Source organism: Staphylococcus sp. 11511212, from assembly GCF_011394755.1.
Classification (GTDB): domain Bacteria; phylum Bacillota; class Bacilli; order Staphylococcales; family Staphylococcaceae; genus Staphylococcus; species Staphylococcus chromogenes.
On record NZ_JAANBQ010000003.1, the window covers coordinates 53,714 to 66,332 of the forward strand.

General features: G+C 34.9%; 13 protein-coding genes and 1 riboswitch. Of the genes, 10 read left to right on the plus strand and 3 right to left on the minus strand.

Translation table 11 applies throughout. The annotated features are described in order from the left end of the window. Window positions 1-494 precede the first annotated feature (494 nt). Window positions 495-1,214, plus strand: coding sequence for a PrsW family glutamic-type intramembrane protease (locus G8Y84_RS01710; RefSeq protein WP_198644536.1), 720 nt, complete (start codon window positions 495-497; stop codon window positions 1,212-1,214). A gap of 512 nt (window positions 1,215-1,726) precedes the next feature. On the opposite strand, the gene G8Y84_RS01715 is transcribed toward G8Y84_RS01710, so the two are convergent. Then, on the minus strand, window positions 1,727-2,473 hold the full coding sequence (locus tag G8Y84_RS01715) for an SDR family NAD(P)-dependent oxidoreductase (RefSeq protein ID WP_105965360.1): 747 nt from the start codon (window positions 2,471-2,473) through the stop codon (window positions 1,727-1,729). 320 nt (window positions 2,474-2,793) lie between these two features. Between G8Y84_RS01715 and amaP the strand changes: the two genes are divergently transcribed. The 5 genes from amaP (at window position 2,794) to menC (ending at window position 6,795) form a co-directional block, all read left to right on the plus strand. Continuing rightward, window positions 2,794-3,339, plus strand: coding sequence for an alkaline shock response membrane anchor protein AmaP (amaP, locus tag G8Y84_RS01720; RefSeq protein ID WP_210433434.1), 546 nt, complete (start codon window positions 2,794-2,796; stop codon window positions 3,337-3,339). A 20-nt stretch (window positions 3,340-3,359) separates the two neighbouring features. Then, entirely contained in the window at window positions 3,360-3,602 is a 243-nt protein-coding gene (locus G8Y84_RS01725) for a DUF2273 domain-containing protein (RefSeq protein WP_037574531.1), read from the plus strand. 47 nt (window positions 3,603-3,649) lie between these two features. Next, the gene (locus G8Y84_RS01730; RefSeq protein ID WP_037574529.1) at window positions 3,650-4,144 is read left to right on the plus strand and encodes an Asp23/Gls24 family envelope stress response protein; all 495 of its coding nucleotides are present in this window, start codon (window positions 3,650-3,652) and stop codon (window positions 4,142-4,144) included. A 255-nt stretch (window positions 4,145-4,399) separates the two neighbouring features. Next, window positions 4,400-5,809, plus strand: a complete 1,410-nt coding sequence (menE, locus tag G8Y84_RS01735; protein ID WP_037574527.1) for an o-succinylbenzoate--CoA ligase — start codon at window positions 4,400-4,402, stop codon at window positions 5,807-5,809. Then, window positions 5,806-6,795: an o-succinylbenzoate synthase gene (menC, locus tag G8Y84_RS01740; RefSeq protein ID WP_165806077.1), complete on the plus strand. Its 990-nt coding sequence runs from the start codon at window positions 5,806-5,808 to the stop codon at window positions 6,793-6,795. The genes menE and menC overlap by 4 nt, the downstream gene beginning before the upstream one ends. Here menC and yidD read toward each other — a convergent pair. Beyond that, window positions 6,792-7,022: a membrane protein insertion efficiency factor YidD gene (gene yidD, locus G8Y84_RS01745; RefSeq protein WP_037574520.1), complete on the minus strand. Its 231-nt coding sequence runs from the start codon at window positions 7,020-7,022 to the stop codon at window positions 6,792-6,794. The two genes, menC and yidD, sit on opposite strands and share 4 nt — an antisense overlap. A 62-nt stretch (window positions 7,023-7,084) precedes the next feature. On the opposite strand from yidD, the gene ytkD reads away from it, so the two are divergent. Both ytkD and G8Y84_RS01755 read left to right on the plus strand, forming a co-directional pair. Next, window positions 7,085-7,549, plus strand: coding sequence for an RNA deprotection pyrophosphohydrolase (gene ytkD, locus G8Y84_RS01750; RefSeq protein WP_037574517.1), 465 nt, complete (start codon window positions 7,085-7,087; stop codon window positions 7,547-7,549). Beyond that, the gene (locus tag G8Y84_RS01755) at window positions 7,536-8,321 is read left to right on the plus strand and encodes an alpha/beta hydrolase family protein (RefSeq protein ID WP_210433435.1); all 786 of its coding nucleotides are present in this window, start codon (window positions 7,536-7,538) and stop codon (window positions 8,319-8,321) included. Before ytkD ends, G8Y84_RS01755 begins: the two co-directional genes overlap by 14 nt. A gap of 35 nt (window positions 8,322-8,356) precedes the next feature. Here G8Y84_RS01755 and pckA read toward each other — a convergent pair whose 3' ends face one another. Next, on the minus strand, window positions 8,357-9,937 hold the full coding sequence (pckA, locus tag G8Y84_RS01760) for a phosphoenolpyruvate carboxykinase (ATP) (protein WP_037574513.1): 1,581 nt from the start codon (window positions 9,935-9,937) through the stop codon (window positions 8,357-8,359). Window positions 9,938-10,142: 205 nt separating this feature from the next. Further along, a riboswitch (SAM riboswitch) is annotated at window positions 10,143-10,253 on the plus strand. 108 nt (window positions 10,254-10,361) lie between these two features. Between pckA and metK the strand changes: the two genes are divergently transcribed. Together metK and G8Y84_RS01770 are read left to right on the plus strand one after the other, a co-directional pair. After that, on the plus strand, window positions 10,362-11,561 hold the full coding sequence (metK, locus tag G8Y84_RS01765; RefSeq protein WP_037574511.1) for a methionine adenosyltransferase: 1,200 nt from the start codon (window positions 10,362-10,364) through the stop codon (window positions 11,559-11,561). 89 nt (window positions 11,562-11,650) lie between these two features. Then, window positions 11,651-12,559: an NERD domain-containing protein gene (locus tag G8Y84_RS01770; RefSeq protein WP_037574509.1), complete on the plus strand. Its 909-nt coding sequence runs from the start codon at window positions 11,651-11,653 to the stop codon at window positions 12,557-12,559. Window positions 12,560-12,619 lie beyond the last annotated feature (60 nt).

Genomic DNA, 12,619 nt, shown 5'->3' on the forward strand with positions numbered 1-12,619 from the left:
TCAAAAAGGACACGGGAATATGCCAAAAGAATGAACAGTGTTCTTCAATGTAAGGGCTTTGATATGAATCTTAAAATTTCATTAACTTATAGCCTATTTATAGATTTTAAATATATAATACAGTTAATGAATTTATAGTAATTCAATATAGCACCGATGATGATTAAAAGCTAAAAGCCAAATTTATAACATAATCGCTCAGCATTTTAGAAAATGACTATTGATGGGGAAGTATTCCCACGATTCGATACTACAATGTTTAATAGTTATTAACTTCATCTTTTTTAGCGGTAGGAGTAATATTTGTGCATATTGTTTTATTTTATTTTCTGTCAAAATTCATATAGAAAGGGTACATCATGAAAAATTTATTTAACAAATACAAATATCATGCACTTATACTTCTGGCAGTATGGAGTTTTTTCTCTGGTTGCAAAATCTTTTATGAGAGTTTTGGTAAACCGAATGGGTTAGAAGATAAGTATCCATTATTTTTGCTTAATATCTCTCTTATTGCTATCTATGCGATACCATTAATTTTACTCACTCGTTATTTAGCAAAACGCTTTGAAATTTCTAAAAAAGTAATTCATTTAAGTTGGGTGATGGCGCTAACTGCTTCTGTCTATTTTTCTGATATCGGCCATACAATCGTAGGATATATTACAATTGTCATTTTTAAAATTCCAGATTCTATTAGAGCAGATTGGGGACCGGCGATTGGTGGACCTTTAGCTGAAGAATTCGGTAAAGGCCTCGCAGTGTTACTTGTATTGCTTATCCTCAAAAAAATGGATTTAAAGAACGCTTTAGTGAGTGGTATGATTATTGGTCTAGGTTTCCAAATTATCGAGGATTGTAATTTTACTTTCCAAGAAATATTTTTAGCTAAAGCTGATGGCTTTTCTGTGCTTCTAGAGCGAATTGCTTTTTCAGGTGGTACACATTGGGTATTCACACTGATCTTTGCCATTGGCATAGTGGCGCTTATTGCTAAAGATACTGGTATAACTAAAATACAAGGTTTAGTTTGTGTCCTTGTAGCAATACTGATGCACTTCATTTACAATACGCCTTTCAATGAAGGAATAGGTTCAAATACAGGTAACTTCACAGTGTTACTACTCACATTAAACCTATCTTTGGCACTTCTAGCATTTAAGACGGTGGATAAGGTTGTAACTCATCAAAAGGGTCAATTCCCGAATCATTAATTAATATTATAAAGGGACAAATTCATTTTTAAGATATAACATGATAGATTTCATAGGTTCTATACTTTTAACAGGTGAACGATAGCTTCACGAATTTATAAAAGTATAGAACCTATTTTTATTAAGTTCTAGCACTTACGCTAAGTAATAGTTTTTTAACAAGATTGACTTCACAAATGAAGTTTAAGGAAAAAAATGATATGAAAGATGTAAAAAAAGAAATTGCACAACTTTTATATTACATTTAAAATGAAAGGACACACATAGACATTCTCTGAATTCCAATCAGTGTATATGACATAAAATTAATAATGAGATGTTAATATTGACCAATTTAACTAAAATCAAAATAAGAACGGCTATCAATTATATCATTGGTATCGTAGCCTTGGATGCAGCATTTTACATACTTTTCATTTTGTAAAAACTAGTGAGTCCATCATAAAAGTAGGCCAGTTTTTCAACTGACCCATGATGTTGTTTATTTAATTCAAATATTAAGTTTTACAATTCTAAATTGCAGTATAGCCACCATCGACTAAAAGTGTCGTACCATTGACAAAGCTCGCATCATCACTTGCTAAAAATAGAACAGATTTAGCCACCTCTTCTGGTCGGCCTAATCGACCTTGTGGATGCAGACTTTCTAAATATTTTTTGCTGTCTTCTTCAATATCCTTTAATAGCGGTGTCTCAATATAACCTGGGCACACTGCATTAATACGTACTCCTTCTTTGGCATAAGCTGTACATAAATTTTGAGTTAGCAATTTAACGCCACCTTTTGCTGAGGAATATGCCGTTGTATGTGGTAAAGAAACAAAACTATGAATGGAACCACAATTAACGATGACACCCTTACTCTCCTGTTTTAAAAATTGTTCAATGGCATATTTATTTGACAAAAATACTCCAGATAAATTGACATCAATCGTTTTTTTCCAATCTTCAAATGAGAGATCTACAGCTTTTGTATCTTTTGCAATGCCCGCATTTGCAAACATGATGTCTAATCTACCAAAATGTTCAACAGTTTTTTTAATTAATCGGCTAACGTCTTCTTCGACAGTGACATCTGTAGAGACAAAGAGGGCATCTTTACCATTCTTATTAAGCTCCTCTACAAACTCTTCACCATGATTCCCTATATTTGCAACAACTACTTTAGCACCTTCTTCAGCAAATAATTCAACTGTTGCTTTTCCGATTCCACTTGCGCCTCCAGTGACTATGGCAACCTTATTTTCTAGTCTTTTCATTTTCAAAACTCCCTTAATTAAATTTGTAATTCTACAATTTGAATTACTGTATATATACCACGTTAAATCGATGGTTAAAACACTTTCAAATCGTTTTTCTGAATAGATGTGGAGATTACCTTAGGAATATAAATGTATTTAACGATTTTTTAATAAACAGTATTTAATGTGAGGGAGACTTTATGAAAACGTATTTTCTAATCAAGAAAGCATGATGCGGTTTTCGATACTTTTAATAAATTTTATCATATTAGGTTTTTTATTATTTTTTTAAGGGTAGATTTAAGAGTAGTGAATGCTTTCAGGAGGTGAGAATAATAATGAAAAGATTGAAAAATTTCATTCTAGGGTTGTTAATTGTTGTGATTGTTGGTTTTCTATTATTTATGTACATAGATCATCAATTGATTAAACAATATCAAAATTATTTTTACCAGTTCAATTGGTTCCAACCATTATTAATTGGATTGGCAGGCTTTTTAATTTTAATCGGTTTAATATTATTCTTTAGCGCATTTAAACCGACACATCGAAAACCAGGTTTATATAAAGATTATAGTGACGGTCATATCTATGTTTCTCGCAAGTCTATCGAAAACACAGTTTATGATACTTTGAAACAATATGATGATATTCGTCAACCTAACGTCATTTCTAAACTTTATAATAAGAAGAATAATAGTTATATCGACATCAAAGCAGATTATTTAGTACCAACAAGTACAACAAATGTACAAACTCTCAATGAGAAGATTCGTAACGATATTAAAGAAAGTGTTGAACACTTTGCTGAGATACCTGTTCGTAAACTTGAGATAAATGTACGTGATCAACGTAAAAATTCAAATGAGCCACGTGTTGTATAGTTGTGAAAAGGAGGGTTTCCATGAATAATAATGAAAATCACCAATCGAACCAAGCTGCAGTTGAAACGTTAGCAAATTTTTTCAATGCATATAAATGGCGCATTATTGGCTTTCTCTTATTTCTAATTTTAGCTATTTTGTTTATTACACTTGGTTTTTGGAAAACTATCCTTATTGCCTTTTTGTGTTTAGTAGGAATAGGATTAGGGTATATTAAAGATCGTACGCAAGATTTCTTGAATTTCATAAATAGACTTAGTTAGTTTAGATGAAAAAAAGAGAAAGTATTAATTTAAAAGGAGTGTTTTAAATGGCTAATCAAAATTTCAAACAAGCTTATAATGAACAAACAGGTGTAAATGATAAAGTACGTGAAGAAAAAGAAAAAAACGCTCAAAGTGAACCTCAATTCAAAAATAACCTTACTTTCACTGATGAAGTCGTTGAAAAAATTGCTGGCATTGCTGCACGTGAAGTCAATGGTATTTTAGATATGAAAGGCGGCTTTGTAGATAGCTTAAGTGGTTCATTTTCAAGTGGCAATAACGTTACACAAGGTGTAAGTGCTGAAGTTGGCGAAAAACAAGCTGCTATTGATTTAAAAGTTGTATTAGAATATGGTGAATCAGCACCAAAAATTTTCCGTAAAGTTACTGAAATTATTAAAGAGCAAGTAAAACACATGACTGGTTTAGACGTTGTTGAAGTGAACATGCAAGTAGACGATGTGATGACTCGTAAAGAATGGCAACAAAAAAATGAAAAAAATAGACAAAACAATAACGAAAACAAAGGTTTACAATAATTTCGTTGTTCACACCTAGCACAATTTGTGTTAGGTGTTTTTTTATGTCTTGAGATGTGAGGTGAACTTCTTAATGAGAGTTTTACTTTGTAAAGTAGCATGAAAATATAAATTTTAATAAATGACAATTGTGACTTTTAGATTTTGGGTTATTAATTCCTAAAGCTAAAGTTGCCCCCTAATTTGAGTCCTCTTTGTGCAACGCAATCAAATAAAGTTTATAATAGTATTGAGATTGTTTTTGGAGGCATAGATATGAAACATTGGCTTGAAATACGTGCAACCGAACAGCCTGATTTTATTGCGATAGAAACAGATGAATCGCAAATGACTTTTAAAGAATTATATGCACATTCAGTAGAGTTCGGGAAAAAATTAAAATCTTTAAATGTGCCACGTTTAGGATTTTACGTTAACAATACGATTGAAGCTATCATTGCTGTGCATGCCGCATGGCTTTACGGCATAGAAGTAGTGATGATTAATCACAGATTAACGTCAAATGAAATCATCAAACAATTAGACTCTGTCAATGTGCGCGATGTGATTACTACAAAACCGATAGAACTATCCGAATCGATAAATGTCTATTTATATCATGAAGTTCAATCAATATGTAATTCCGAGCCTACTGCTTTTGCAGATTTTAACATCCAAAATATTGCTTCTATAATGTTTACTTCTGGCACTACGGGTCCTCAAAAAGCTGTGCCACAACGTTTTAAAAATCATTTGGCAAGTGCAAAAGAATGCAAGGCTACATTAGGATTTTCCTCAGAATCTAAGTGGCTCACTGTTTTGCCAATTTATCATATTTCAGGTCTTAGTATCATTATTAGAAGTGCTATATATGGTTTTACTGTTTATTTAAAAGAAAAATTTGACGTTGTGGAGACCCTTGAATGTATCAAATCGAAACAGTTAACGCATGTTTCATTAGTCCCCCAAACTTTGATTAGACTCATGAATGGTGGGTTAGATCAACCGTATACTTTAGAAAAAATCTTGCTAGGCGGGGCGAAACTAGACGAAACGATGATTCAGAGCGCTTTAGAACGTGAACTTCCGATTTATAATTCTTTTGGCATGACAGAAACTTGCTCCCAATTTTTAACTGCTTCTCCTAAGATGCTTAAAACGCATCCCAATACAGTCGGAGTGGTAGGACCTTCACAAGAAATTAAAATCAGTCAGCCCAATGCTCAAGGACATGGCATACTATGTGTTAAAGGACAAAATGTGATGGAGGGCTATCTTTATCCAAGTGAAGTGAATTCGCAAGCTTTTGATGATGAAGGCTTTTTTAATACGGGAGACATCGCAAGTGTCAATGATGGCTATGTAACGATTTATGATCGTAGAAAAGATTTAATTATTAGTGGCGGAGAAAATATTTATCCGTTCGAAATTGAGGCTTTAACAAAAACATTTCATGGCGTTGAAGATGCGATGTGTGTGGGCATTCCCGACGACACTTGGGGTGAACGACCGATTCTTTATGTAGTTAGTTCCATAGGGGAAAAAGTGATTACAGGTCTACAAGAATTGTTAAATGAACGCTTAGCAAAATACAAACATCCTAAAGTGATATATTTAGTAGAAACTTTACCATATACAAGTACTGGTAAATTACAAAGACAGGTTTTAAATGAGGGACATTTATGATTATAAAAGATGTCAATTTTTATATTTTTGAACCTTGTTTTAAACAAATGATTCAAACTCCAAAAGTGACAATGACCCACCGTAAAATACTGATTATCGGACTTGTAGATAACACGGGTAAAGAATGGTTTGGAGAATCTAATGTTTTTGATTCAGATTGGTATTACGAAGAAACCATTGATTCTGTAAAAAGAGATATTTTAAATTGGTTTACCCAAACGAAGGGGCAACCGTTACATTTCTTTGACCAATTGGTTGAAAGTTTAAATCTTCTCAACGAGGCACCAGCAGCTAGAGCAACTGTGATGATGGCGTTATATCCGAATTTTCATACGTTATCTTATTTTCAAATTGCGCCCATACAAACGATTAATGGAGATTTTAATGATAGAATTGTGCAATTAGATCACGTCGCACGTCTAAAACTAAAGTGGTCATCACATATTTTAGAACAAGTTCAAATAATACGACTTATGTATCCTGATATGCCAATTAGTATTGACGCAAACCAAACGTTATCTGCATCGGATGTACCGACTTTAAAACAATTAACTAAAGCACAGATTTCTTATATAGAGGAACCTTTTCATACGAATGAATTATTAAAAAAGGCGGACGTGTTACCACCTATTGCTATTGATGAACAAGCCACTTCTATACAGGCTATTTCTCAACTTCGTAAGTCTTATCCTATCTCTGTTGTTGTGATAAAACCATTTCGCCTAGGTGGAATTGATCGGACGCTAGAGTTAATCCATCAATTGCAAAAAGAGGGTGTCAAAATTGTTATAGGAGGCATGTATGAAGCTGCATTAAGTCGATATTATACAGCGTGGCTCAGTCAACAAGGAGACTACGCAGGGGATGTGACACCACATGGTTACTATTTTGACGTTGACTTGTGTGCAACATCAGGTCAACTTAGGGACGGACAATTATATTTTCAGCCCCCAACGGTTGACCGTCGTTGTTTAAAGCCTTTTTAATGTTTGTTTTCTTTTTTTAAAGGTACAGGATCAAAGCCCCCTTTATGGAGTGGATGACATTTTGAGATTCTTTTGATTCCAAGCCATGTTCCTTTGATTGCGCCATGAACTTGGATGGCCTCGATTGTATAATTGGAACATGTTGGGTAAAATCGGCAAGATGGAGGCGTAAGAGGGGATATAAATTTTTGATAAAACCGTATAGGTGCAATGAAGAGTCGTTTCAAAGTTGAAACCTCCTTTTTTGTATTGATTTTATTTTAACATAATGAGTAAAGGGGAATGGCATTTGGAGTTTATTGATCAGAAGAACCAACATATTACTTTACGTTTTTGTGGCCCAAATGATGAACGAACAGGGGATCATGTCTTAGGACTGACACGATTCAACCAACAATGGTTATTTACAAAACATCGTCGTCGGGGCATTGAATTTCCAGGAGGTAAACGCGAGCAAGGTGAGTCGAGTGAAATCGCATTGGCCCGTGAAATCTATGAAGAGACAGGAGGACAATTGGAAGCGGCTTACTACATCGCGCAATATACTGTGTCAAATGAAGTACGGACGTTTTCTAAAGATGTCTTTGTCTGTTTTATTCATTCGATAGATTCTAAAAATGATTATTTTGAAACTGATGGACCAATTTGTTTTGAGACCCTTGATGATATTCCTGATATAAATAAAAGCTTTTTGTTAGAAGATCCAGCCATATTGAAATGTGTTGAAAGGATGGGTGAGCTTGGATTTTATTAATCGTAAACGGATGCCATCACAACTACAAACACACCGTGTCGAAGAATTAACGTATGCGGTCGAAGGTCTTCATGTCAAAGGGTTAAGTTTAATCCCATTTCAACCTGTACGACGCATTATTGTTTATTTACGTGGAGGAAAAGGTCAAGTCGGACGCGTGAGACTTGCGCGGCTCTTACAATTTATTGATAATCATACGCTAGTATTTGCCCCGTATTATCGAGGGAATAACGGGAGTGAGGGACAAGATGATTTTGCGGGAGAAGATTTGAAGGATGTGACAGTAGCTATTCAAATTTTAAAAGCGCAATTCCCAGAAGCTCATCTTCATTTGATAGGATTTTCAAGAGGCGGGATTCAAGGTCTTTTAACATTTCAAGATGCACAAGTAGATAGCTATATTATCTGGGGGGGAGTGAGTGACTTACATTTAATGTATGAAGAACGTGTCGATTTGAGAGGGGTGTTACGACGAATGGTGGGTCATCCTAAAAAGGCGCTGCAAGCTTATGAAAAGCGAGATGCAATGAAACATATTGGCAAAAGCGCGCCCCCCATTTTAATTATTCACGGAGGCAAAGATGTGCAAGTGGGGATTCATCAAGCTTATACTTTAGAAGCCCATCTAAAAAAAGTTGGAGCTACATTTGAGGCTTTTTACCAACTTGATGAAGGACATGTTCCGCGGCCAAATGCGATGTGTCAAGTACTAAAAGTGATTCAACAATGGATGGAAAATATTGAATTCCATAAAACAAATAAAAAGCTGTGAAGTGTCTATAATAGACGCATTCACAGCTTTAATTATTACCCTTTAAATCCACCTGATTTTTCAAGATGTTCAGTTTCTGGACCAAACTTTTTGAAATTGTCTTTAAATCTTGCCACTAAGTCTCTGGCTTGTTTGTCATAGGCTTCTTTATTTGTCCAAGCGTTGATAGGTTGTAAAATTGTTGTAGGAACATCCTCAACCGTCTTAGGAATACTTAAGCCAAAGATGTGATCTTCTTCAAACTCTGAATTTTTAAGTTTTCCACTGATTGCATCATTAACCATTTTTCGTGTATGACGAAGTTCAATACGATTGCCTTCACCATATTTTCCACCAGTCCAGCCTGTATTCACTAAATATACATCTACATCATGCTTGTCGATTAAACGACCTAATAAGTCGGCATAGACTTTGGCATTTAATGGTAAGAATGGGGCACCAAAGCAAGTTGAAAATGAAGGTTGTGGTTCCGTAATACCACGCTCAGTACCAGCAAGTTTAGATGTGAAACCACTTAAGAAGTGATACATCGCTTGATCTTTCGATAATTTTGAAATTGGAGGTAAGACACCAAAAGCATCTGCTGTTAAAAAGATAATTGTGTTAGGATGTGATGCTTTTGAAGGTACGACAATATTATCGATATGATGAATAGGGTAGGCAGCACGTGTGTTTTCTGTTAATTTGTTATCATCAAAATCGACATAACCATGCGCATCGACAACACAGTTTTCTAAAACAGTACCGTAACGAATGGCATTAAAAATTTGTGGTTCTTTTTCTTCTGAAAGATGAATTGCTTTTGCGTAACAACCGCCTTCAATGTTGAAAACACCATTTTCATTCCAACCGTGTTCATCATCACCGATTAATTTACGATTAGGGTCAGCTGATAATGTGGTTTTCCCTGTACCAGATAAACCGAAGAATAGGGCGACATCCCCTTTATGGCCTACATTAGCAGAGCAATGCATACTCATAATATCCTGTTCAGGTAATAAGTAGTTCATGACAGAGAAGATTGATTTCTTCATTTCGCCTGCATACTCAGTGCCACCAATTAAAACAGTTTTGTGCTTAAATGAAATAATTACGAATGTTTCAGAACGTGTGCCATCTTTTTCTGGGTTGGCTTTAAAAGTAGGTGCTGAAATGATTGTGAAGTCTGCTTTTATCTTAGAGGCTTCTTCTTTTGAGCTAGGCTTAATAAATAAGTTTTGTGCAAATAGATTATGCCAAGCAAATTCGTTCACAACAGTAAGGTCAAGTTGGGAATCTTTATCGCTCCCTGCATAGCCATTGAAAACAAAAACTTCTTCTTTTTGATCTAAATATTCGATAACCTGATAGTATAAGTTTAAAAACTTTTCTTCAGAGATAGGTTGGTTAATTGGACCCCAATCAATATCATCTTTCACTTGAGGGTTATCTACAATATATTTATCTTTAGGAGAACGACCCGTATACTCTCCAGTTTTAGCATTAATAGCGCCAAGTTCAGTCAATTCAGCTTCTTCTCGTTTTAAAATTTTATTGTAGAGTTCTGTCGTTGTTAATTGAAAGTGAGATGAAGGCTTGTGAATTAAAGCATCAATTGCTTGTGTGTCAAATGACATGAATAATCCCTCCAATAGTTATTTCGGTAATGTAAGCCTTTACAATTCAAGAGTATAACACATTGATTTCATTATCCCTACCAAATTTAGGTAATTTATTAAGAAAAATAAATAGATTGAGATATCGCTGATATATTTGAGTAACATAAGCTGTGGTGGAATTGACACTAAACATAAATTTATGTAATATAGTGCTTAACGGATTCTCTTATCCTGAGTGGTGGAGGGACATGGACCCAATGAAACCCAGCAACCTCTTCTTAATGAAGAAAGGTGCCAAACCGTTTGCGGACAAATATTGTCTGAACGATAAGAGCGAATGGACGTTTAGAGCCTTCTCTCTATTTTATAGTGTGAAGGCTCTTTTTTGTTGGCTCAGTTAGAGAGAGAACTTCGTAATTATTAAAAATCAAAGGAGCTTATTATGACGTACAATAGACGATTATTTACATCAGAGTCGGTCACAGAAGGCCACCCCGATAAAATTGCAGATCAAATTTCTGATGCAATTTTAGATGAAATTTTAAAAGGTGATCAAAATGCCCGAGTAGCTTGTGAAACTACTGTAACGACAGGTATGGCTTTAATAGCTGGAGAAATTTCAACTTCAACTTATGTTGATATTCCTAAAGTTGTGAGAGAAACAGTGAAGCAAATCGGTTATACACGAGCAAAATATGGCTACGACTACAAAACGATGTCCGTATTAACTGCAATTGATGAACAATCTCCTGATATTGCACAAGGCGTAGACCGCGCGTTAGAATATCGTGATAATGAAAGTGATGAAGCATTAAATATTGGTGCGGGAGACCAAGGTTTAATGTTTGGCTACGCTACTGATGAAACAGATACGTATATGCCGTTGCCAATTGATTTATCACACAAATTATCAAAACGCTTAACAGAAGTGCGTAAAAACGGTACATTAGAATATTTAAGACCAGATGGAAAAGTACAAGTAACGGTAGAATATGATTCGAATAACCAACCTCAACGCATTGATACCATCGTCATTTCAACACAACATCACGAAGAAGTCGAATTAGAAAAAATACAAGAAGACCTTAAAGAACATGTGATATATCAAACAGTTCCAAAAGAATTAATAGATGAAGAGACAAAGTTCTTTATTAATCCAACTGGTCGATTTGTGATCGGGGGACCTCAAGGTGATGCAGGTCTCACTGGACGCAAAATAATCGTAGATACGTATGGCGGCTATGCCCGTCATGGAGGAGGTGCTTTCTCAGGAAAGGATCCAACAAAAGTTGACCGCTCAGCCGCTTATGCCGCTCGCTATGTTGCGAAAAATATTGTGGCTGCAGGTTTGGCTAAAAAGTGTGAAGTTCAAATCGCTTATGCTATTGGAGTTGCGCAACCAGTCTCCATATCAATAGATTCTTTTGGCACAGGCAAAGTTTCAGAAGATATTCTTATTGAGGCAGTTCGACAAAACTTTGATTTAAGACCTGCAGGTATTATTAAAATGCTAGATTTACAACGTCCTATCTATAAACAAACCGCAGCTTATGGTCATTTTGGACGAAATGATATTGACGTACCTTGGGAAAAAACAGACAAAACAGAGATTTTAAAAGAAGCGGTCGCTTCAGAGAAATAATGTTTTTTCTATAAAGACTCGCGATTTGATGTGCTTTTTTATATAATGTATATATTAAAGTAAATGTAGAAAAAGGTAGGTAATTGTTAATGTCTCAATTAGATCCAATTCAGATTGGGTTGATCGCTGTGAGTGTACTAGCACTTTTATTTTTAGTTTTATTTTTGTTTGCCTTGCGTAGCAAAAAAAAGGCTAAAGAAACGTACGCGAATCAGTATCAATCCAGAGAAACAAAATTAAACAATGAGCATAAAGAAGCGTTAGAAAAGGCGCGCATCGAAAAGAAAAAATCAGATACGCGTCATAAAGAGGAATATGACACGATGGTTTCCTCAAAAAACCGTGAAATTGATGCTTTAAAATTATTTTCTAAAAATGATAGTGAGTACATTACAGATATGAGATTGCTAGGCATACGTGAGCGATTGGTAAAAGAAAAGCGAATTCGTCCTGAAGATATGCATATCATGGCTAATATCTTTATGCCTACAAATGATTTGGAAGAGATTACGCGCATTAGTCACCTTGTACTTACAAGAACAGGTTTATATATTATTGATTCAGAATTACTAAAAGGTCATGTTTATCAAGGTGTGAGTCAAAACCAATTTAGAGAAAATCCAATGATGGAACATGTTTTCAAAACATTACATTTAGATGGTCAAACGCCACAAACCATCGTGCTTGATCAAAAAGAAGATCAACAAAAACTTACGGTTATTGATTACACAAAGCATCTTGATTCAGTAGAAAAACTAGCAACGACGTTACAACAAAAACTTAACCTTAAATATGCACCGACCCCTATCTTATACTTTAATCCAAGACATGAAGGGGATATTACGATTTCTAATTATGCCCCACAAAGTGGAACAAAGGTGTTAGTAGGGCCTGCGCAACTTGACGAATTTTTTAACAAATTTGTTTTCCATGGTAGAATTCAATATGATGTGAATGATCTTCAAGCGATTATGGATGAAATTGAAGCGTTCAATTAATTGTATATCAATTATTTTAGAGAAAGTGGATTTCACGCCTAAGGGTGGGGTCCACTTTTT

What these genes read in the sequence shown, in the direction of transcription:
- G8Y84_RS01725 (WP_037574531.1), top strand. Translation starts at nt 3,360, where the DNA reads ATGAATAATAATGAAAATCACCAATCGAACCAAGCTGCAGTTGAAACG.
- G8Y84_RS01715 (WP_105965360.1), bottom strand. Translation starts at nt 2,473, where the DNA reads ATGAAAAGACTAGAAAATAAGGTTGCCATAGTCACTGGAGGCGCAAGT.
- metK (WP_037574511.1), top strand. Translation starts at nt 10,362, where the DNA reads ATGACGTACAATAGACGATTATTTACATCAGAGTCGGTCACAGAAGGC.
- G8Y84_RS01730 (WP_037574529.1), top strand. Translation starts at nt 3,650, where the DNA reads ATGGCTAATCAAAATTTCAAACAAGCTTATAATGAACAAACAGGTGTA.
- G8Y84_RS01770 (WP_037574509.1), top strand. Translation starts at nt 11,651, where the DNA reads ATGTCTCAATTAGATCCAATTCAGATTGGGTTGATCGCTGTGAGTGTA.
- menC (WP_165806077.1), top strand. Translation starts at nt 5,806, where the DNA reads ATGATTATAAAAGATGTCAATTTTTATATTTTTGAACCTTGTTTTAAA.
- menE (WP_037574527.1), top strand. Translation starts at nt 4,400, where the DNA reads ATGAAACATTGGCTTGAAATACGTGCAACCGAACAGCCTGATTTTATT.
- pckA (WP_037574513.1), bottom strand. Translation starts at nt 9,937, where the DNA reads ATGTCATTTGACACACAAGCAATTGATGCTTTAATTCACAAGCCTTCA.
- amaP (WP_210433434.1), top strand. Translation starts at nt 2,794, where the DNA reads ATGAAAAGATTGAAAAATTTCATTCTAGGGTTGTTAATTGTTGTGATT.